This is a genomic window from Ruegeria sp. BI7 (genome assembly GCF_056537925.1).
Genome location: NZ_JBQFSK010000003.1, coordinates 350755 through 370103, shown reverse-complemented (window position 1 = coordinate 370103; position 19349 = coordinate 350755). Strand labels below are relative to the sequence as shown.

Sequence of the window (19349 nt, the reverse complement as noted above, 5' to 3'; positions counted from 1 at the left end):
TTTCGCATCTATCTTTAATTGGCCGGTCAATCAATAAAAACGTCGCAGTTTTCACGCTTGCCCCAAAGGTGTGGTTTTTTGGCAAGGGGCGGTTGCGGCCTGATGGAAATTCGGAAACAGTCGCCGCGTTCTGACTGGGGGATGCTCAATGGATCTGCGCGCCATCGCCATGGGGCTGGTTTTTGCTTTTATCTGGTCCTCGGCTTTCACCTCAGCCCGGATCATCGTTGCCGATGCGTCGCCTCTGTTCTCGCTGGCACTGCGGTTCTTGATATCGGGATTGATAGGCGTGGCTATCGCACGGGCCATGGGGCAAAGCTGGCACCTGACCCGATCCCAGTGGCGCGCTACAATTCTGTTCGGAATTTGCCAGAATGCCCTTTATTTGGGTCTGAATTTCTATGCGATGCAAACAGTCGAAGCCTCGGTGGCGGCTATAATCGCGTCCACCATGCCGTTACTGGTCGCTTTGGCCGGATGGTTGTTTTTGGGTGAAAAGCTGCGCCCGGTTGCGGTGCTGGGTCTGATCGCCGGATTTGCTGGCGTCGCCCTGATCATGAGCACCCGCATCGGCGGTGGCCTCGACCTGTTTGGTGTGGCTTTGTGTTGTATCGGGGCGCTGGCGCTGACCTTTGCCACACTGACCATCCGCGGCGCCACATCGGGCGGCAATTTCATGATGGTAGTCGGATTGCAGATGCTTGTGGGCTCAGCCGTTCTGTTTGTTACCGCCCCCATATTCGAGACGATCTTTATCCACCCAACCGTACCCCTGGCGATGGCCTTCACCTATACCACTTTGTTCCCGGGCCTGTTGGCCACGCTAATCTGGGTTCTGCTGCTGGACCGGATCGGAGCCACCCGCGCGGCGACCTTCCATTTCCTCAACCCGGTCTTCGGCGTTGCCATCGCCGCTATTCTATTGGGTGAAAAGCTAGGCCCGCTGGATGCTGTCGGGGTTGGGATCACGACACTGGGCATTTTAGCGGTGCAGCTTTCCCGCCAACCTGCTCAGGGCAAAAAAGCCTCGACCTGACGCAGCAGCTTGGGTGAGTCCGGTTTCACACTTGCACCATATGTAACGACGACTTCCCCGTTGGGATCGAGCAATATTTTGTTAAAATTCCAACCAGGCTCAAATCCGGTTTGCGCCTTTACCTCCTTGTAAAATGGATGGGCATCGGCACCCCTGACCGGCGTAATATCCGTCATTGGCAATGTTAGTCCATAATTCAACTCGCAGAACTGCCGGACTTCTTCAGCAGACCCTAACTCCTGATTGAACGAGTCTGACGGCACGGCCAAAACCACAAGTCCGCGGTTAGAATAAACCTCATGCACCTTTTGCAGAGCTTCATATTGTCCGGTAAATCCGCAGTGTGACGCAGTGTTGACGACAAGAACCGGTTGTCCCCTCCAATCTGCAATCGAAATGGTGCCACCATCGATTGACGCGAATTCTCCGCCCAGCGGCGCGGCCTGAACGGCGCGACCAAGCATTATCAAAGCCGTTAGTAGAAGCATTCTGATCATTACATGGCCTCCCTTTGCTCTCATTACGTACGGAAACCGATTGCAGATCACCTGCACGACTGCGCGAGGACACTGAAATAGGGCTTTGAATTCTGCACCCCTGCCCCCAGATTATGCCACAAGTTTAATGACCGGAGGACCCATGACCCAATTCACTAAATCCCCCGAGGCCATCGCGGCATTGTCGCCCGAAGAGTTTCACGTCACACAGCGCAGCGGAACTGAGCGCCCGGGAACCGGCAAATACCTGAACAACAAGGAACCGGGTATTTACGTGGACATCGTCTCGGGCGAGCCGCTGTTCGCCTCGACCCACAAATACGAATCCGGTTGCGGATGGCCCAGTTTTACAAAACCCATCATCCATGAGCATGTGGAGGAGTTTCACGACGCCACCCATGGTATGATCCGTACCGAGGTCCGCTCGAAACACGGCGACAGCCATCTGGGGCATGTGTTCCCGGACGGTCCGCGTGAACATGGCGGGCTGCGCTACTGTATCAACTCTGCCGCCTTGCGATTCATTCATCGCGATGAGATGGAGGCCGAAGGTTATGGCGAGTACCTGATCCATGTGGAGGACATCAAATGACCGAACAACGCGCCGTTCTTGCCGGGGGCTGTTTCTGGGGCATGCAAGACCTGATCCGCAAATTGCCGGGCGTGTCGCGTACGCGCGTTGGCTATACTGGCGGTGACGTGCCCAATGCCACCTATCGCAATCACGGCACCCATGCCGAAGGGATTGAGATCTTTTTCGATCCAGCCAAGATAACCTATCGCGAATTGCTGGAGTTTTTCTTTCAGATTCACGACCCGACCACGCCGAACCGTCAGGGCAATGATCGCGGGATGAGCTATCGCTCGGCCATCTATTTTGTCGATGACGAGCAAAAACAAGTGGCGCTGGATACGATCGCCGATGTGAATGCCAGCGGTCTGTGGCCCGGCAAAGTGGTGACCGAGGTCGAGCCCGACAGTGATTTCTGGGACGCCGAGCCCGAACATCAGGATTACCTGGAACGTATCCCAAACGGTTACACTTGCCACTTCCCGCGCGCGGGGTGGGTTCTGCCCAAACGCGACGCGGCCGAATAATACGGGTAGCCCCCTGCGGGGCTATTCCGACGCAACGCGGGGCCTGCCACTGGCCTCAACGGTGACCATAGCCTCGACGAATACCTCCTGCGCTTCGATACGGGCAGTGCGGATGTCCCGGTCAACCACGACCCGTATATCCGCAGCCCCGGCTTGGCGCACGGCACCTTCTGCCTCATCCCGTAACACCGACTCAAGCAAGTCCAATGCTTTGTCAGATTCGGTGAAATCCTGTGGACCGTCCTCAAGATGTACCCTGAACCGCCCCTCGGACGGGGATGTCACCGTGCCGGACCGGCGCAGGGTCAGCCGTCCGACCACAGCACCGATGGCGTTGGCCACGCCCGCGTGTTCAGGCAGGATCATGCGGGCGTGCAGTCGTTCCCCAACCGCTGGGTAATAGCTGGGGGCCGAGGCTCCAAGACCCACCACACCCACATTCAACGCTGTATCCAGCGCCAAAAGTCCACGATGGCGCGCCAGCCCTTTTTGCGTCAGAACGTGACGGGCAAGATCGGCAGAGGGCACGCCAAAGTCATCGGCCTCTTCAGCAAAAGCACTCTCTAACAAGGTCAATGCGGTTTGTTCGGTCAACTGGTCCACGATCATCTGCGCCAGCTTTTCCGGTGATGCGGCCAACATGTCGCCGGTTCCCACACGCTTGCGCGCGACAATCTCCAACGCTTTACGCGCCGCATCCGCATCCCACGCATCCAGCCGGCCCAACATATGGCTGGCATCCGAAGGCGTCACGCCAGAGACCTGAACGATCCCGCGATCCACCAGGCGCATCAGGGCACCGTTTTCCATCCGGGTGCGCAACAGGTCACTCAGCGGCATGACATTATTGCCCAACCGCTCCATCAACGCCTCTTCCCGCGCGCCCAGGCCTTCGGCGTGGATGCCTGGGACCTGGCGGGCAAACCGGGTATCATGTTCGCCCACCGTTGTGGACCGCAATTGCATATCCAAAACCGCGTGGACAACATCTGGTGCCTCAGATGCAATCAGGGAAACCGGCAAAACCCGTCGCGGCCCCAAAAACACACCGCCACCCAAACCTTCGGTCACCACATGCATCTGACTGTCACCACCCAGACCATGGGTACGCATCGCCACGGCTTCAACCATGGTGCGGAAACCGCCGACCTGCGCGCCCGCTGGGTCAATTGCAGGTTTGCCATCGCGGATCAGGGCCACATCCGTGGTCGTTCCACCGATATCCGACACCAGCGCATTCTCTGCCCCGGTCAGCCAACTGGCTCCGACGATAGACGCAGCAGGTCCGCTGAGGATGGTCTCAATCGGGCGTTCCCTTGCCTGTTCGGCACTCATCAACGCACCATCTCCACGCACAACCATCATCGGCGCGGTGATGCCCAATTCCAGCAACCGATCCTGTGCGCGCCCGATCAACCGGTCGATCATCCCGATCAAACGGGCGTTCAATACCGCCGTCACCGCCCGTTTCGGGCCGTTCAATTTGGCTGACAGATGATGTGAGCATGTCACCGGTGCGCCGGTCCTGTCGGTGATGATCCGTGCGGCCTCCAGCTCATGTGCGGGGTTGCGGGTGGCGAATTGCGAGGCCACCGCAAAGCCAGATATGCCTTTATGAGAGTCTAAAAATGCGTCCAACGCGGTCACATCCAACGGCGTGGTCTCTCCCCCGGCATGGGTATGACCCCCGGAAATTACCAGCGCCGGATCGCCCTTCAGCGCATCCCGCAATCCGTGCTTATCCAGATCGCCATCCTTGAAACCGATATAGATTAACGCAACCCGTCCACCCTGCCCTTCAACCAGCGCATTCGTGGCCAGTGTGGTCGACAAGGACGCCATGGAAATCTGCCCCGGTGCCACCTGCGCCGCATCCAGAACTGCCTGAATAGCCTTACCCACACCGATCGCCAGATCAGCTCGCGTGGTCAGGGACTTGGCCGAGGCGATCACCTCTCGCTCATCCCGGATCAGCACCGCGTCGGTGTAAGTTCCACCCGTATCCACCCCCAAAGCCAGCGCCATCGGGTTCTCCTTCCTGTTCGCTGCTGATGGGTGTAGCGGTTTGGACCGACACGTCCAGCCTGTTTGCGGCACTTACGCCAGTTGTTCGACCGCCCAGCGCGCGGCATCCGCCACCGTTGGGTCTGAGTCTTCCACCAATCCTTGCGCCACCGGTCGCAACGAAGCCATTCCCGAATTGCCGATGGCATACAGAACATTACGCACAAACCGATCGCGCCCGATCCGTTTGATGGGCGACCCGGAAAACTTCGCCCGAAACGCGGCATCGTCCAATACCGCCAGCTCAGCCAGGGGTGGCGCTTTCAGATCATCCCGTGCGGCGTACCGGACATCGCTGGCCGCAACGGCGAATTTGTTCCACGGACAGGCCGCCAAACAATCGTCGCACCCGTAAATCCGATTGCCCAGCTTGCCACGCAGGTCTTCCTCAATCGGACCTTTATGTTCGATTGTCAGATATGAAATGCAGCGCCGCGCATCCAACTGATACGGGGCTGGAAACGCATCCGTTGGACATGAATCCAAACAAGCCCGGCATTTTCCACAATGATCGGTTTCGGCCACGTCGACCGGCAAGTTTAATGTCGTGAAAACAGAGCCTATAAAGGCCCAATTTCCCCAATCTCGGCTGACAAGGTTGGTATGTTTCCCCTGCCAACCCAGCCCTGCGGCATGGCCTAACGCCTTCTCTGGAACAGGCGCGGTATCAACAAAAACCTTAACTTCTCCGCCGCTTTCGGCAATCAGCCAGCGCGCCAGTCGCTTCAGCCGTTTCTTGACCAGATCATGATAATCCTTGTTCTGCGCATAAACGGAAATCGCTGCCCTGTCCGGGTAATCGAATACGTCCGTTGGATCATGCTCGGGCGCATAGCTTTCGGCCAGCATGATCACCGACCGCGCCTCGGGCCACAGGGCCGCCGGATCACCCCGCCAATGGGTACGCTCAGCCATCCATCCCATCTGCCCATGATACTCAGCCTGAAGAAATGCCTCCAGCCGTGACGGCACCTGCGGTACATCCCAGGGTCGACAGATTCGGCAAGACACAAAACCCTCGCTCAGTGCCTGCGCCACCAACTTTTCCTTTAGATCCGATCCGCTCTTCATCTGGCTAAAAATATCCTCGGGGGTGAATTGGCCTATAGGGCCAAAAAGGGGCAGACAGCCCTTGTTCCACCCTATCAGAAATCCAGATCGGCGTAATGTGCAGGGGGTCGGAATCCAGGCACCTGATCCGCAAGAATCGACCGAAACGCGGGGCGCGACTTGATCTTGGCATACCAGTCTTTCACCGCTTGCGATCTATTCCAGTCCACGTCCGAGATATAATCCAGCGCTGACAAATGCGCAGCAGCGGCAAAATCGGCCAATGTCATCTGATCCCCCGCCAGCCAACGGCGGTGATCCAAAAGCCAGGCCATGTAGTCCAGATGATATTTGATTGCCCGCGCGCCTTCCTTGACGTTCTTGCTGTCCGGATAGCCCTCACCGGTGACTTTCTTGTTCACACGTTCATACAGCAGTTTCGAGGTCACCTCGTGGTGGAACTTATCATCGAACCACCCCACCAGACGCCGCACTTCGTACCGGCTTTCGGGTGTTTTCGGCATCAACGCAGGCTCTGGACGCGTTTCCTCGATATATTCACAAATCGCCGCGCTTTCCGACATCACCTGCCCGTCCAGTCGCAACACCGGCACCTTTCCAGCAGGGTTGCGGCGCAGGAAATCCGGGTCTTTCTCCCAGTATTTCTCTTCGACCAGCTCAACCTCGATCTTCTTTTCCGCCAAAGACAGACGAACCTTGCGGCAATAAGGGGACAGGGGAACGTGAAACAAACGCGCCATGAGCTTCCAATCGAACCAGTGTATACCCCCCAGCTTTAGCCTTGAGGGGTGTTGAGTTTCAATCCTCGAAACAATCCGCGCGACCATCTGCGCGGATGGTGGCCGCTCCATCCAGGATCGACGCGGCCCGTCTGCGCGTCCGCACTGACGGATCAGTGACTGAGCGATTGCGGGGTGAGGGCAAAATCGCCGCGATCCGGGCCGCCTGAACCGGACTCAGCCGGGCAGCGGATACGTTGAAATTGCTTTGAGCCGCCGCCTCGACGCCAAATACGCCCTGTCCGGTTTCAGCGACGTTCAGATAGACCTCGAGAATACGCTGTTTGCTCCAGAAGATCTCGACAACCGGCGTGATCGAAGTTTCCAGCGCTTTGCGTACCCAGCTGCGGCCCTGCCACAAGAACACGTTCTTCACCACCTGCTGGGTAATTGTCGACGCCCCACGTGATCCGCCATCTTCAAGCGCATCGCGAATGGCCTCGACGTCAAAGCCCCAATGCTGACAGAAATTCGCGTCCTCAGCCGCAACAACTGCACGCGCCATGACGGGTGAGATTTCCTCGATCGGGACCCAATCACGCTCGACCTTGCCCAGCCTACGCCATTCCGACCAGATCGTGTGGGTCACGGGCGGGTTCACCACCGAATACAAAGCGACCAATGCAACGACGAACACAACGGCCGCCAACAAGCCACGACTGACCCATCGGCGAAGCCGTTGCATCAGTGGGGTTTTGGCTTTGGATGCCTTTTTTTTCTTACCGCTTTTTTTGCGGACTGCTGCTTTTGCCATGTCACAGCTATACGACGTTGGGCGCGCGTTTGAAACGGGTGTTGTCGGTATAAGGATTTAAGAAAACCCGCGCAGCCAATTGGCGCGCGGGTTTGAGACTGGTCTGTTGCAACCCGTTATTCAGCCGGAACAGCCGTTGCTTCGGTGGTCAGAGGGTGGCTGAGCTTGTTCAGCATCTCTTTTGGGCAAACCTGCAAGAAGTTGGCCTTTTCAACATCCCAATGCTGCAGAATGTCGGCGGCCTTACGGCTGAAGGTTTCGGCCTGATGGGTTTCGATCAGCGATTTCAGCTGATCTTCCCAATGGTCGACGGTCACCGGACAGGTCACCAGCGTTTCCATATTCATCAGCGCCTGCGCCTTGCCTTCTGGGTCGTACAGATAAGCCATGCCACCGGTCATACCCGCGCCAAAGTTGGCACCAATATCACCCAGGATCACCGCGATTCCGCCGGTCATGTATTCACACCCGTTCGAACCGCAGCCCTCGATCACAACCTTCGCGCCCGAGTTGCGCACCGCGAATCGCTCGCCCGCGCGACCTGCGGCAAACAGGTGGCCATCGGTGGCGCCGTACAGGACGGTGTTGCCGATGATGGTGTTGTCATCCGCCTTCAGCGGGCTGACCTGTGGTGGGCGCACGACGATGGTGCCGCCCGACAAACCCTTGCCGACATAGTCATTGGCGTCACCCGACACTTCCAGCTTCAACCCCGGTGCTGCAAACGCCCCCAGCGACTGACCGGCCGAGCCTTGCAGTTTGACGTGTAGGTGATCGGACTGGAACGTGTTCCGCATGCCAAAGTTCTGCACGATATGGCTTGAGACGCGGGTGCCCACAGTTCGGTGCGTGTTCTGCACCGCATAGGACAGCTGCATTTTCTCGCCGTCTTTCAGGAACCGCGCGGCATCCCGCACGATTTCAGCGTCCAGCGTATCCGGCACCGCGTTACGGTCCTTGTCGCGGTTGTAGACGATATCATGCGCGCCATCGACGGTGATCAGCAGCGGGTTGAGGTCCAGATCGTCCAGATGCGCCGATCCACGGCTGACCTGCGCCAACAGGTCGGCCCGGCCGATGATCTCATCAATCGAGCGCGCGCCGAGGCTGGCCAGCAGCTCGCGTACTTCCTGCGCATAGAAGGTGATCAGGTTCACCACCTTGTCTGCGTTGCCTGTGAATTTGGCGCGCAGGTCCTCGTCCTGCGTACAGACACCGACGGGGCAGGTGTTCGACTGGCACTGACGCACCATGATACAGCCCATCGCGATTAGGGCGGCAGTGCCGATTCCGTATTCCTCGGCCCCCATCATCGCGGCCATGACGATATCGCGACCAGTCCGCAGACCACCATCGGTCCGCAGGGTGACGCGATCACGCAGGTTATTCATTGCCAGAACTTGATGCGCCTCGGTCAGGCCCATCTCCCACGGCAAACCGGCATATTTGATCGACGTCGCGGGCGACGCACCTGTACCACCGTTGTGGCCCGAGATCAGGATCACATCCGCCTTGGCCTTGGCCACACCGGCGGCAATCGTGCCAACGCCCGAAGACGCCACTAGTTTCACCGTCACCTTGCAGCGCGGGTTGATCTGTTTCAGATCATAGATCAGCTGCGCCAGATCCTCGATCGAGTAGATATCGTGGTGCGGCGGCGGCGAGATCAGCGTCACGCCCTTGGTCGAATGGCGCAGACGCGCGATCAGGTCGGTGACCTTCATGCCCGGCAGCTGACCACCCTCACCCGGTTTCGCACCTTGGGCGACCTTGATCTCCAGCTCTTCACATTGATTCAGGTACTCGGCGGTTACACCGAACCGGCCCGACGCCACCTGTTTGATCTTGGCTGACGGATTGTCGCCATTGGGTTCCGGTACGAAATGGGCCGGATCTTCACCACCCTCGCCCGAGTCGGATTTCGCACCGATCCGGTTCATCGCCACGTTCAGCGTCTTGTGCGCCTCGGGGCTGAGTGCACCCAGCGACATGCCCGGCGTGACAAAGCGTTTGCGGATCGAGGTGATCGATTCCACCTCTTCGATCGGCACCGGTTTGCCCATGGGTTTGAAATCCATCAGGTCGCGCAGATGGATCGGCGGGTTCGACTGCATCTTGGTCGAATATTGCTTCCACAATTCATATGAGGCCCTATTACAGGCCATCTGCATCATATGCATCGAGGTTGCTTCCCACGCGTGAGTCTCACCCGACTTGCGTGCTTTGTAGAAACCGCCGATGGGCAGCACATCCAGACCGCTGTCCCAACCCTTGGCGTGAATTTCTTCGGCTTTGACGCGGATGCCGTGAATCCCGATGCCCGAAATACGGCTGATCATGCCTGGGAAATACTCGGCCACCATAGCACGGCTCAGACCCACGGCTTCGAAATTCAGTCCGCCTCGGTAAGAGGAGACAACCGAGATACCCATCTTGGCCATGATCTTGAGAAGACCCTGATCAATTGCCTCGCGATAGCGGGCCACATTTTCGGTCAGCGTGCCATCCAACAGGCCACGTTCAATGCGGTCGGCCAGCGAATCCTCGGCCAGGTAGGCGTTCACAACTGTCGCGCCACAGCCAATCAACACGGCAAAATAGTGCGGGTCGATACATTCCGCCGACCGCACGTTGAGCGAGCTGAAGGTCCGCAGACCCTGACGAGTCAGATGGCTGTGTACCGCGCTTGTGGCCAGGATCATCGGCATCGCCACTTTGTCCGGCCCGGAATACTGATCGGTCAGCACCAGATGCCCTGCACCAGAACGCACGGCCTCTTCCGCTTCGGCTCTGATACGGATCAAAGCGCGGTCCAGCGCGCCCTCACCGGGTTCAAAGCTGCAATCGATCTCAGCCAGCGGCGCGTTGAAGTTTTCGGCCAGAATTTCCCACTGAGCGTTGCCGACAAAAGGGCTTTCCAGAACGATGATCTCGGTCTGGCTACTGTCCTCGTCCAGCACGTTCTTGAGGTTCCCGAACCGCGTCTTCAACGACATCACGCGGTATTCGCGCAAGCTGTCGATGGGCGGGTTGGTCACCTGGCTGAAATTCTGCCGGAAGAAATGGCTCAGCGGACGGTACTGCTTTGACAGCACAGCCGAAGGCGTGTCATCCCCCATCGAGGCCAAAGCCTCTTTGCCGTCCTCGGCCATGGGTGCAAGGATCTGCTCAAGTTCTTCGACCGAATATCCAGCCGCGATCTGACGCTTGCGCAGTTCCTCACCCCTAAACAAGGGCTGTTCGGTTACACTGCCCAGCGTAGTGTCCAGATCGTTGATTTTGCCGACCCAGTCGCCGAACGGCAGGGCGCGCGCCAGCTTGTCCTTGATTTGCTTGTCACGGAACAGCTTGCCCTTCTTCATATCCACGGCCAGCATCTGCCCCGGACCCAGCGCGCCTTTTTCGGTCACAGTGGCCTCATCAATCGGCACCATACCAGCCTCAGAGCCCGCAATCACCAGACCATCGCCCGTCACCACATAGCGCATCGGGCGCAACCCGTTCCGGTCCAGACCGGCACAGACCCAGCGGCCATCTGTCATCGCCAGCGCGGCGGGACCGTCCCACGGCTCCATCACCGAGTTGCAGTAGGAATACATGTCACGCCAGGCCTGCGGCAGTTCCACCGCCTGCTTGGACCAACTTTCCGGCACCAGCATGGTTTTCGCCATCGGGGCCGAGCGGCCCGCGCGCACAAGAACCTCGAAAACCGAGTCTAATGCGGCCGAATCCGACGATCCACCCGCGATGATCGGCTTGATGTCTTCGGCATAGTCGCCAAAGGTGCCACTGGCCATGCGGATCTCATGACTTTTCATCCAGTTGACGTTGCCCTTCAGGGTGTTGATTTCACCATTATGGGCCAGCATCCGGAACGGTTGCGCCAACCACCATTGCGGGAAGGTGTTGGTCGAATAGCGCTGGTGATAGATCGCAAAGGCGGATTCGAACCGCTCATCCATCAGGTCGGGGTAGAAAACCGCGACCTGCTCAGCCAGCATCATGCCTTTATAGATGATCGAGCGGCAGCTCAGCGACGCCAGATACAGGTCCGAAATCCCGGAAGCGGCGGCAGCTTTTTCAATACGGCGACGGATGACGTACAGCTCACGCTCGAACGTCTCTTCATCTACACCTTTCGAGTTGGAGATCAGGATCTGTTCGATCTCGGGTCTGGTCGCGTTGGCCTTTTCACCCAAGCAAGTCACATCGACCGGCACGTGACGCCAGCCGTAGATGTAATATCCCATGCGCAGAACTTCGGTTTCTACGATGGTCCGGCACTGTTCCTGCGCGCCGAAATCGGTACGAGGCAGAAACACCTGACCGACAGCGATCAACTGGTCCAGATTGGGCTCATGACCTGTGCGGCGGATCTGGTCATAGAAAAAACGAACCGGGATCTGCACGTGGATGCCCGCACCATCGCCGGTCTTGCCATCAGCATCCACGGCGCCGCGGTGCCAGATCGCTTTCAGCGCATCAATACCGGCGTCGACAACCTTGCGTGATGCTTTGCCGTCAACGGATACAACAAGACCCACGCCACAGGAAGAATGCTCTTCTTCCTCGGAATAGAGACCGTTTTTTGCCATCCATTCACGTTTGGCTTCTTCGGCCCGTACCCAATCGGCATCATATTTGGTCATTGGCTGTCTCCTTCTTCCGAGGGGGCAAACATCGCCTCGACCTCGGCTTTGGTCATTTGCTTGCGCTCACCTGCGAACGCATACCCTTTGGGCTTTTTGTCGATAAAAAGTTCCAGTTGCAGTCCGTGGCCCGTGTCTTCGAACAGGCCCGCTGCTATTTCTGTGTGTCCGTGCATGTCGCCGGGCGCGGTGACCCGGTACCACAAGGCCGAGCCGCATTCGGCGCAAAAGGCGCGTTCGGCCCAATCGGACGAGGCGAAGGTCTTAACCGGTCCCAAGGCGGCATACCCTTCTTCAGCTTGAAAACTCACCAGCATTGAACTGGTCCACCGGCGGCACTGGTCGCAATGACAGGCACCCAGCGCATCCTTCGCTGGGGTAGCGGTGACGGTGACCGCACCGCACATGCATTGGCCTTGCAGTTCAGGCATTCCTGACCCTCCTGTCGCTGGGCTGGGTGTTACTCGGCTGCGACGGCAGCCTTGCTGTTAAACCTGTCGATGATCGCATCGGCACAGTCGCGGCCGTCACGGATCGCCCAGACCACCAGCGAGGCGCCACGCACGATGTCACCAATGGCATATACACCGTCCATCTCGGTTTCGCCGGTTTGGAACGCGGCCTTAACGGTGCCCCAACGGGTCACGGGCAAGTCGGGCTGACCAAACAGCGTAGGCAGGTCTTCGGGCTCAAAGCCCAGCGCCTTGATGACCAGATCGGCCTCTTCGACATAGTCCGCGCCTTCGATGACCTCGGGGGCTTGGCGGCCAGTGGCATCTGGCTGACCCAGACGCATCTTTTGCACCATCACGCCGGAAACCTTGTCATCGCCGGTGAACCCTTTGGGGGCGCTCAGCCATTCAAAGATCACGCCTTCTTCCTCGGCATTCTGCGTTTCACGCTGCGATCCCGGCATGTTTGCCCGGTCACGGCGGTACAGGCATTTGACCGAGGTCGCCCCTTGACGGACCGAGGTGCGTACGCAGTCCATCGCAGTATCGCCGCCACCAATCACAACAACTTTTTTACCGTTGGCATTCAGCCGGCCATTGTCGAAATCCTCGACCGCGTCACCAAAGCTTTTGCGATTCGAAGCGGTCAGGAAATCAATGGCAATTTCGATACCATTCAGGCCACTGCCTGGCATGGACAGATCACGGGATTTATAGACCCCGGTTGCGATGATCACTGCGTCATGCTTGGCGCGAATGTCGTCGAATTTGGCGGCGTCCACGTCGCAGTTCAGCTCGAAATTGACCCCGCCATCAGCCAGCAATTCGTTGCGACGCTGAACAATGTCCTTTTCCAGCTTGAAGCCTGGAATACCGTACATCAACAGGCCACCGGCACGGTCGTGACGATCATACACAGTGACCTGAATGCCAGCCCGGCGCAGCATGTCCGCAGCTGCCAATCCACCGGGTCCGCCGCCTATGATACCGACGCTTTCGCTGCGCTCGGCACCAGGTGCCACGGGGGTCACCCAACCTTTGTCCCAGGCGGTGTCCGTGATGTACTTCTCAATCGTGCCGATGGTAACCGTGCCGTGGCCTGATTGTTCGATCACACAATTGCCTTCGCAAAGACGATCCTGAGGGCAAATGCGGCCGCAGATTTCCGGGAAGGTATTGGTGGCCTGGCTGGTCTGATACGCCTCTTCCAGACGGCCCGTGGCGGTCAGGCGCAGCCAATCGGGGATGTTGTTGTGCAGCGGGCAATGCGACTGGCAATACGGCACTCCGCATTGGCTGCAGCGACTAGCCTGTTCTTCCGCCTTGGCTGCCGCGTATTCAGCATAGATTTCGTCAAAGTCTTCTTTGCGGTCATCGGCGGCACGCTTTTCAGGCATGACGCGGTCGATCTGCACAAATTTCAGCATCGGTTGCTTGGCCACGGGTCAGACTCCATGAATTGGCTTGGTCGCGCCTGTTTAAGAGATACCTTACCGGATTAAAAGTCAATTATACTGACCTAAATTAAAAAAATACACGACGTCAGGAAAAGTAATTGGAAAATGTTCTCATTTTTAGTTCCGTTTCGGACCTTTTTACATGCTTTCCTTTTCGGCACCGCACTTATACCCATTTCCCCTAACAATACGCGGCGACAGCACGGCAGGTTAAATGAGTCTATTTCAGTTGATTCTCGCGGCGATTATTCAGGGAATAACCGAGTTCTTGCCGATCTCTTCCTCGGGTCACCTGATCCTGCTGCCCAGCTTGACCGAAATGGAAGATCAGGGGCTGGCCATCGACGTCGCCGTGCATGTCGGCACGTTGGGCGCGGTTATCCTGTATTTCTGGTCCGATGTGAAACAGGCCGCTGCCGGCCTGCCACGCGCCCTGACCGGGCAGATCGACACCCCGCAAGCACGGCTGGCGATGAGCCTGATCATCGCAACGATTCCCACGGTCATTGTCGGTGCCATTTTGTTCACAACCGGGCTCAGCCAGTCCCTCCGCTCGATGACGGTGATTGGCTGGACCATGCTGGGCTTCGGATTGTTGCTGTATTGGATGGACCAAAAGGGCCCCCAAACCAAGAAAACCAACGATTGGGGCCCGCGCGATGCGATCATCATGGGATTGTGGCAGGTTCTTGCGTTGATCCCCGGCACCTCGCGGTCAGGCATCACCATCACCGGCGCGCGGCAGCTGGGCTATAGCCGCGAAGACGGCGCGCGGATCGCGATGCTGATGTCGATCCCGACGATTCTGGCCTCGGGCGTATTACTGTCGACACAGGTGATCCGCGAGGCTGATGCCCAACTGGCTAAGGACGGTGCCATAGCCGCTTTTTTTGCCTTTATCTCGGCCTTATTGGCGCTGTCCCTGATGATGCGCCTGCTGCGCAGCGTCAGCTTTACGCCTTATGTAATATATCGCGTGATTCTTGGGGCAATCCTGCTGGTGATTGCCTATAGCTGATCAGGTACGCAGGTTGTCTGCCGATTTCTGGATCTCATCATACTGGCCCGAGGGACGGAACTTCCACAGGTAGTCCGGCAAGATGGATTCCAAAGTAGCCGGTTCGATCCCCAAATCGCCAAAGCCTTTGGCATCGCCCGACACCACATTGTCCCGGCGCAGATTCGTCAGCTGATCGCGCGTCAGAATGTGGTTGGGAAACAGCTGAAAACTGACAAATTTGGCTATATCCAGCACACCCGCCATGATCCGGGCGGCCCAGAACGGCACACCAAAAATCACCCGGCGGCGGTGAATCACCCCCAGCATCTGCTGCATCAGCGCGCGGAAGGATTTCACCTCTGGGCCGCCCAGCTCATAAGTGCCACCCTCGGTCTGCCCCAGAACGCCCTGCACGGCGGCCTTGGCAACATCATCCACATAAACCGGCTGGAACTTGGTCTCTGCGCCGACCAAGGGAAGGAACGGCCCCATCCGGGTCATACCGGCAAAGCGGTTAAAGAACTGATCCTCGGTTCCGAAAATAACCGACGGGCGCAGGATCACAGCGTTCGGCATATGCGCCAGCACACCGGCCTCGCCCTGTGCTTTGGTGCGGGAATACTCGCTTTTGGACGTGGCGTCCGCTCCGATGGCCGAGATATGCACCATCCGCGCAACACCCTGTTCGGCAGCGATGCGCGCGATCCGCTCAGCCCCTTCGGCCTGTACCGCGTCAAATTCGTTCTTACCCAGCTCGTTCAGCACACCCACGCAGTTCACCACCGCATCGGCCCCATGCATCACGGCAGCAACCGACGCATCATCGCGGATGTTGCACAAAATGGGTTCAACCTGACCAACCACGCCATAAGGTTTGACGAACATCGCCTCATTCGGGCGCCGCACTGCGACCCGCACACGCCATCCTTCATTTGCCATACGCCGGGCGATATACCGACCGACAAATCCCGATCCGCCATAAATCGTGACCAGTTTGGACATGCGAGGGCTCCTGCTGATTGGTCTTGATCCGATCTACCGCCCAAAGCCCCGGCAAACAAGGCGCAATAACGCCGCGCGTCCGCGAAAACCCCGACAATTTCCCAAGCGTTTCGGAGGTGGGTCAAAAAACTTGTGAAAAACTATCCGAATCTGGTTGACGCCCCCCGTCAGTAGGCTTAAACGCCGCTCCACGACACCTGCCCAGGTGGCGGAATTGGTAGACGCGCTAGCTTCAGGTGCTAGTGTCCGTATGGACGTGGAGGTTCGAGTCCTCTCCTGGGCACCATATCCCCGACAGTTTTTTGGCTTGTCTCTGATCGTATCAAATACGTGTTCGGGTGACGTATTCCCCCAATTTCTATCTATTGGACACCTCTCCCTTAGGGCTATGCTATGCCAGATTCCTGCGGAGACAGACTGGCTAAATGGTCCCGTTCAGGCCTTAGCGAGACCCGCATCTTTCGTGACGCTACGTCACGAAAACTGGCCGGGTGAGTGAGCATCTTTACGTAAAGGTAAGCTTTCAAATCATTTTTTGACTGGTCGGTTAATAAATGACGCAAAAACCCGGATTCTTCCCCCTTACGGTGGCAAACGACTTGCCTAAATGCGCCCTGTCGCTGCGGATCATCACTCACGGATTAATGATCCTCGAGCTCTAGACCATAGGGTTCGGGTCGGGTCCGCAGCGGCAAATTTTTAGGCTTTGAATTTGAAGGACCGCAACAATGAAGAAAAATTCGTTTCTCAGTCGCTTCAAGTTAGTGAAAGCGCACCGGATGGACGTGTCAGTAGATGACCTGTCTTCGGATTATCGGCGCAGGCTGCCCCTGGTGAAGAAATCTGAACTCAAGGTACTTTTTCGAACCGTTCTGGAAGAAAAGCGGGCTGACCTGCCATCGCGACGCCGGTGATGGCGTACCACCCCGGATGGTTCAGACCCGTCCGTTTGAACCGGTCAGTCTTACCCTGTCAGACCCGGGATTTTTCGAACTTTTCCCAAGCGGATTGAAACGCATTGAAATCAAACCCCGGCTGTGTGGCAGCGTCGAGGACGATGCGCTCGGTGGACAGTAATTTCTGAATTGCGTCCTCTAGCTGGTCGACAACATCCTCTGGTATCACCAGCGCTCCGTGCTGATCGGCATGGATCAGATCACCGGGATTGACCGAAAGACCAAAGATCGAGACCGGCGTATCGACCGCGCGCACGTGGACAAAACCATGGCTTGGCCCGACCGATCCGGCAACCACCGGGAACCCCTGGGGCAGATCGCCAAGGTCGCGCATGACACCGTTGGTCAGCGCGCCGGACATGCCGAACCCCTTGTGTACGGTGGTGTTGATCTCACCCCAATAGGCACCGATACAGTTGGGGAAATCGACATCCTCGATCACCGCAACCGAGGGTGCGGGACCTTCGGCCATGTATTTGTAATAGGCCATCCGGCGTTCCCTGATGACCTCAAGCGCCTCGGACGGAGGCTGCACAGCGGCGATCTTTGCCGTACGGGCATAGCCCACGATCGCAGGTTCCGACGGGGCCGAACACAGCATGGTGCCGCGCGAGAAGCCGTCAAATCCGCGCTTGCCCTGCGCCACCTCGATGGCGTTGCAGACGGTGGGGGTGTCAACCTTGCGCAACAGGGTCAGAAGGGAAGGTGTCATGGGGCCTCCAGCCAGCGGATCAGGGCCGCTGTTGTGTCATTGGGTTGTTCCAGAGTGGGCAGGTGCCCGGCCTCTTCGATGATTTGTAACGTGCTGTTGGGCAGAAGGTCGTGCATCAACTGGTGTCGCTCGACCGGGCACAGGCCATCCTCGCGCCCGCACATCACCAGTGAGGGACCCATGTAGACGGCCAGTGTTTCGGTCTGGTCCGGGCGATCCATCAAAGCGCGGGATTGGCGCAGGAATACATCCGATCCCAGATCAACGGCCATCGCCATGCACAGGTCCAGAATAGCCCCCTGATGCGGGCCGTCAGCCAGATAATTGGGCTTCATCTCGTCGCGCATCACCTGCCGCAGCTGACCCGCCTGAACGGCCTTCATCTGCGGGCCACGCCGGGCTTTGACCTCGGGCATTTCGGCCAGCGGATTGGTGTCCATCAACGCCAACCGTTCAACGCGATCCGGGGCTTCCCGCACCACCTCCATCGCAACGATGCCGCCCATCGACAGGCCGGCCAGCGCAAAGACCGACGGTGCGTTTGACAAGATTTCGGCTGCCATCTCCTGAACACTGTCCTGCGTCACCAGCGGGAAGGTCATCAGCGGCCGTGAACCGGACAACGCAGCGATCTGCGGCTGAAACAACCGCGCGTCACACATCATACCCGGCAAAAGAACCAGCGGTGTCATGCCGAGGCCAGTTTTGCACCCTCGGACAAAGCCGTCAGCTTGGCATAGGCAATATCGGGATCAACGGCTCCAAAACCTGCGAAGGTGCCAAACCCACAATCGCTGCCCGCGATCACCCGATTGGCGCCGACGATATCGGTAAACCGCGTGATCCGCTGCGCCACCAGTTCGGGGTGTTCGACAAAATTGGTGGTGGTGTCGACCACACCGGGAACCAGAACCTTGTCGTCAGGAATCTCGGAACTACGGTCGCGGAACACGGTCCATTCATGGGCGTGGCGCGGGTTCGAGGTTTCAAACAGCACATAGCGGGATTTGGTCGCCATCAGAGTGCTGAACACCTTATCCATGGCGATGTCACAACAATGTGGCCCTTCGTAATTGCCCCAGCAGATATGCACCCGCACCCGGTCCTGCGGAACATTCTGCAGCGCGTGGTTCAGGGCCTCGACATGCATGTCGGCGATCTTGACGAACTCTTCATCGGTCAGGTCGGTGAACAGCATGTGCCGCGACAGGGCCAGATCAGGGCAATCCAGCTGCAAATCCAACCCGGCGGCCACGATGGTTTCGTATTCCTCCTTCATCGCATCGGCCAGCGCGGCCAGATAAGCCTCACGCGTGGGGTAGAAATCGTTCTGCAGAAACAGCGAGATGACCCCTGGTGAGGCGGCATTCATAAAGCCCCGCTCGGCCCCGTGCTGCGCCATCGCAGCCTTGAGGTTGGCGATGTCCTTCTCAAGCTCACCCTGCCCTTTCGACCGCACCTCGCCGGTACATTGAGGCCGCGCGTATTGGGGCGTACCGCCATCATCAGCCAGCCGTTGCAGAAAACCGGGGAACATCTTCAGATCGGCGGGCGCATTGCGCGGGCTATCGCCCGAAAACCCGGTGTAACGGTCTTTGACATAGGTGGCATAAGAGATCTTCGAGGTTTCGCCGTCACTGACGATCTGCACACCGGCTTCGACCTGTTTGCGCACGGTCTCGGACACGGCCTTGGTCATGCAGGCGTCAAAGGCAGCGGGTTCAAAGGGTTCCTCCCGCTCGCGCGCAAAAATGAAATCCACCACATCCTGAGTTCGTGGCAAGGATCCGACATGTGTTGTCTTTACGGTCATGGAACCTCC

16 protein-coding genes and 1 tRNA gene are annotated in these 19349 nt (G+C 58.1%); 5 read left to right on the top strand and 12 right to left on the bottom strand.

Annotation, left to right across the window (positions count from 1 at the left end):
• Nucleotides 1-148: 148 nt before the first annotated feature.
• Entirely contained in the window at nt 149-1036 is an 888-nt protein-coding gene (locus tag ACR0JB_RS11300) for a DMT family transporter (protein ID WP_480789930.1), read from the top strand.
• Here ACR0JB_RS11300 and ACR0JB_RS11295 read toward each other — a convergent pair.
• Entirely contained in the window at nt 1012-1533 is a 522-nt protein-coding gene (locus ACR0JB_RS11295; RefSeq protein ID WP_170550456.1) for a glutathione peroxidase, read from the bottom strand. The two genes, ACR0JB_RS11300 and ACR0JB_RS11295, sit on opposite strands and share 25 nt — an antisense overlap.
• Before the next feature lie 142 nt (nt 1534-1675).
• Here ACR0JB_RS11295 and msrB point away from each other — a divergent pair, with 142 nt between their 5' ends.
• A complete protein-coding gene (gene msrB, locus ACR0JB_RS11290) occupies nt 1676-2125 on the top strand; it encodes a peptide-methionine (R)-S-oxide reductase MsrB (protein WP_480789929.1) in 450 nt (149 codons plus the stop codon).
• Nucleotides 2122-2631: a peptide-methionine (S)-S-oxide reductase MsrA gene (gene msrA, locus ACR0JB_RS11285; RefSeq protein WP_170506491.1), complete on the top strand. Its 510-nt coding sequence runs from the start codon at nt 2122-2124 to the stop codon at nt 2629-2631. The genes msrB and msrA overlap by 4 nt, the downstream gene beginning before the upstream one ends.
• 21 nt (nt 2632-2652) lie before the next feature.
• Here the strand turns inward: msrA and ACR0JB_RS11280 are convergent, their stop codons facing one another.
• The 7 genes from ACR0JB_RS11280 to ACR0JB_RS11250 form a co-directional block, all read right to left on the bottom strand.
• Entirely contained in the window at nt 2653-4656 is a 2004-nt protein-coding gene (locus tag ACR0JB_RS11280) for a hydantoinase/oxoprolinase family protein (protein WP_480789928.1), read from the bottom strand.
• 72 nt (nt 4657-4728) lie between these two features.
• The gene (gene queG / locus ACR0JB_RS11275; RefSeq protein WP_170506482.1) at nt 4729-5766 is read right to left on the bottom strand and encodes a tRNA epoxyqueuosine(34) reductase QueG; all 1038 of its coding nucleotides are present in this window, start codon (nt 5764-5766) and stop codon (nt 4729-4731) included.
• Between the two features lie 74 nt (nt 5767-5840).
• Nucleotides 5841-6506 (bottom strand): FtsZ-binding protein FzlA, encoded by a 666-nt coding sequence (fzlA, locus tag ACR0JB_RS11270; RefSeq protein ID WP_170361168.1) that lies wholly within the window; start codon nt 6504-6506, stop codon nt 5841-5843.
• Between the two features lie 58 nt (nt 6507-6564).
• Nucleotides 6565-7299, bottom strand: a complete 735-nt coding sequence (gene mtgA / locus ACR0JB_RS11265; protein WP_170396961.1) for a monofunctional biosynthetic peptidoglycan transglycosylase — start codon at nt 7297-7299, stop codon at nt 6565-6567.
• A gap of 116 nt (nt 7300-7415) precedes the next feature.
• On the bottom strand, nt 7416-11948 hold the full coding sequence (gltB, locus tag ACR0JB_RS11260; protein ID WP_170506479.1) for a glutamate synthase large subunit: 4533 nt from the start codon (nt 11946-11948) through the stop codon (nt 7416-7418).
• The gene (locus ACR0JB_RS11255; RefSeq protein WP_170376655.1) at nt 11945-12379 is read right to left on the bottom strand and encodes a GFA family protein; all 435 of its coding nucleotides are present in this window, start codon (nt 12377-12379) and stop codon (nt 11945-11947) included. The genes gltB and ACR0JB_RS11255 overlap by 4 nt, the downstream gene beginning before the upstream one ends.
• Before the next feature lie 29 nt (nt 12380-12408).
• Nucleotides 12409-13842, bottom strand: coding sequence for an NAD(P)-dependent oxidoreductase (locus ACR0JB_RS11250; protein WP_170349487.1), 1434 nt, complete (start codon nt 13840-13842; stop codon nt 12409-12411).
• Between the two features lie 229 nt (nt 13843-14071).
• Here ACR0JB_RS11250 and ACR0JB_RS11245 point away from each other — a divergent pair, with 229 nt between their 5' ends.
• The gene (locus tag ACR0JB_RS11245) at nt 14072-14875 is read left to right on the top strand and encodes an undecaprenyl-diphosphate phosphatase (protein WP_170396957.1); all 804 of its coding nucleotides are present in this window, start codon (nt 14072-14074) and stop codon (nt 14873-14875) included.
• Here the strand turns inward: ACR0JB_RS11245 and ACR0JB_RS11240 are convergent, their stop codons facing one another.
• The gene (locus tag ACR0JB_RS11240) at nt 14876-15859 is read right to left on the bottom strand and encodes a complex I NDUFA9 subunit family protein (protein ID WP_480789927.1); all 984 of its coding nucleotides are present in this window, start codon (nt 15857-15859) and stop codon (nt 14876-14878) included.
• A 199-nt stretch (nt 15860-16058) separates the two neighbouring features.
• Here ACR0JB_RS11240 and ACR0JB_RS11235 point away from each other — a divergent pair.
• A tRNA-Leu gene (locus ACR0JB_RS11235) sits at nt 16059-16145 on the top strand.
• A gap of 686 nt (nt 16146-16831) precedes the next feature.
• Here ACR0JB_RS11235 and ACR0JB_RS11230 read toward each other — a convergent pair.
• The 3 genes from ACR0JB_RS11230 to ACR0JB_RS11220 are packed head-to-tail and all read right to left on the bottom strand — an operon-like array spanning nt 16832 to nt 19340.
• Nucleotides 16832-17527 (bottom strand): RraA family protein, encoded by a 696-nt coding sequence (locus tag ACR0JB_RS11230; RefSeq protein ID WP_170506473.1) that lies wholly within the window; start codon nt 17525-17527, stop codon nt 16832-16834.
• The gene (locus ACR0JB_RS11225) at nt 17524-18219 is read right to left on the bottom strand and encodes an alpha/beta fold hydrolase (RefSeq protein ID WP_480789926.1); all 696 of its coding nucleotides are present in this window, start codon (nt 18217-18219) and stop codon (nt 17524-17526) included. The genes ACR0JB_RS11230 and ACR0JB_RS11225 overlap by 4 nt, the downstream gene beginning before the upstream one ends.
• Complete coding sequence (locus ACR0JB_RS11220) at nt 18216-19340, bottom strand: cobalamin-independent methionine synthase II family protein (protein ID WP_170396953.1); 1125 nt, start codon at nt 19338-19340, stop codon at nt 18216-18218. Before ACR0JB_RS11220 ends, ACR0JB_RS11225 begins: the two co-directional genes overlap by 4 nt.
• Between the last annotated feature and the right edge of the window lie 9 nt (nt 19341-19349).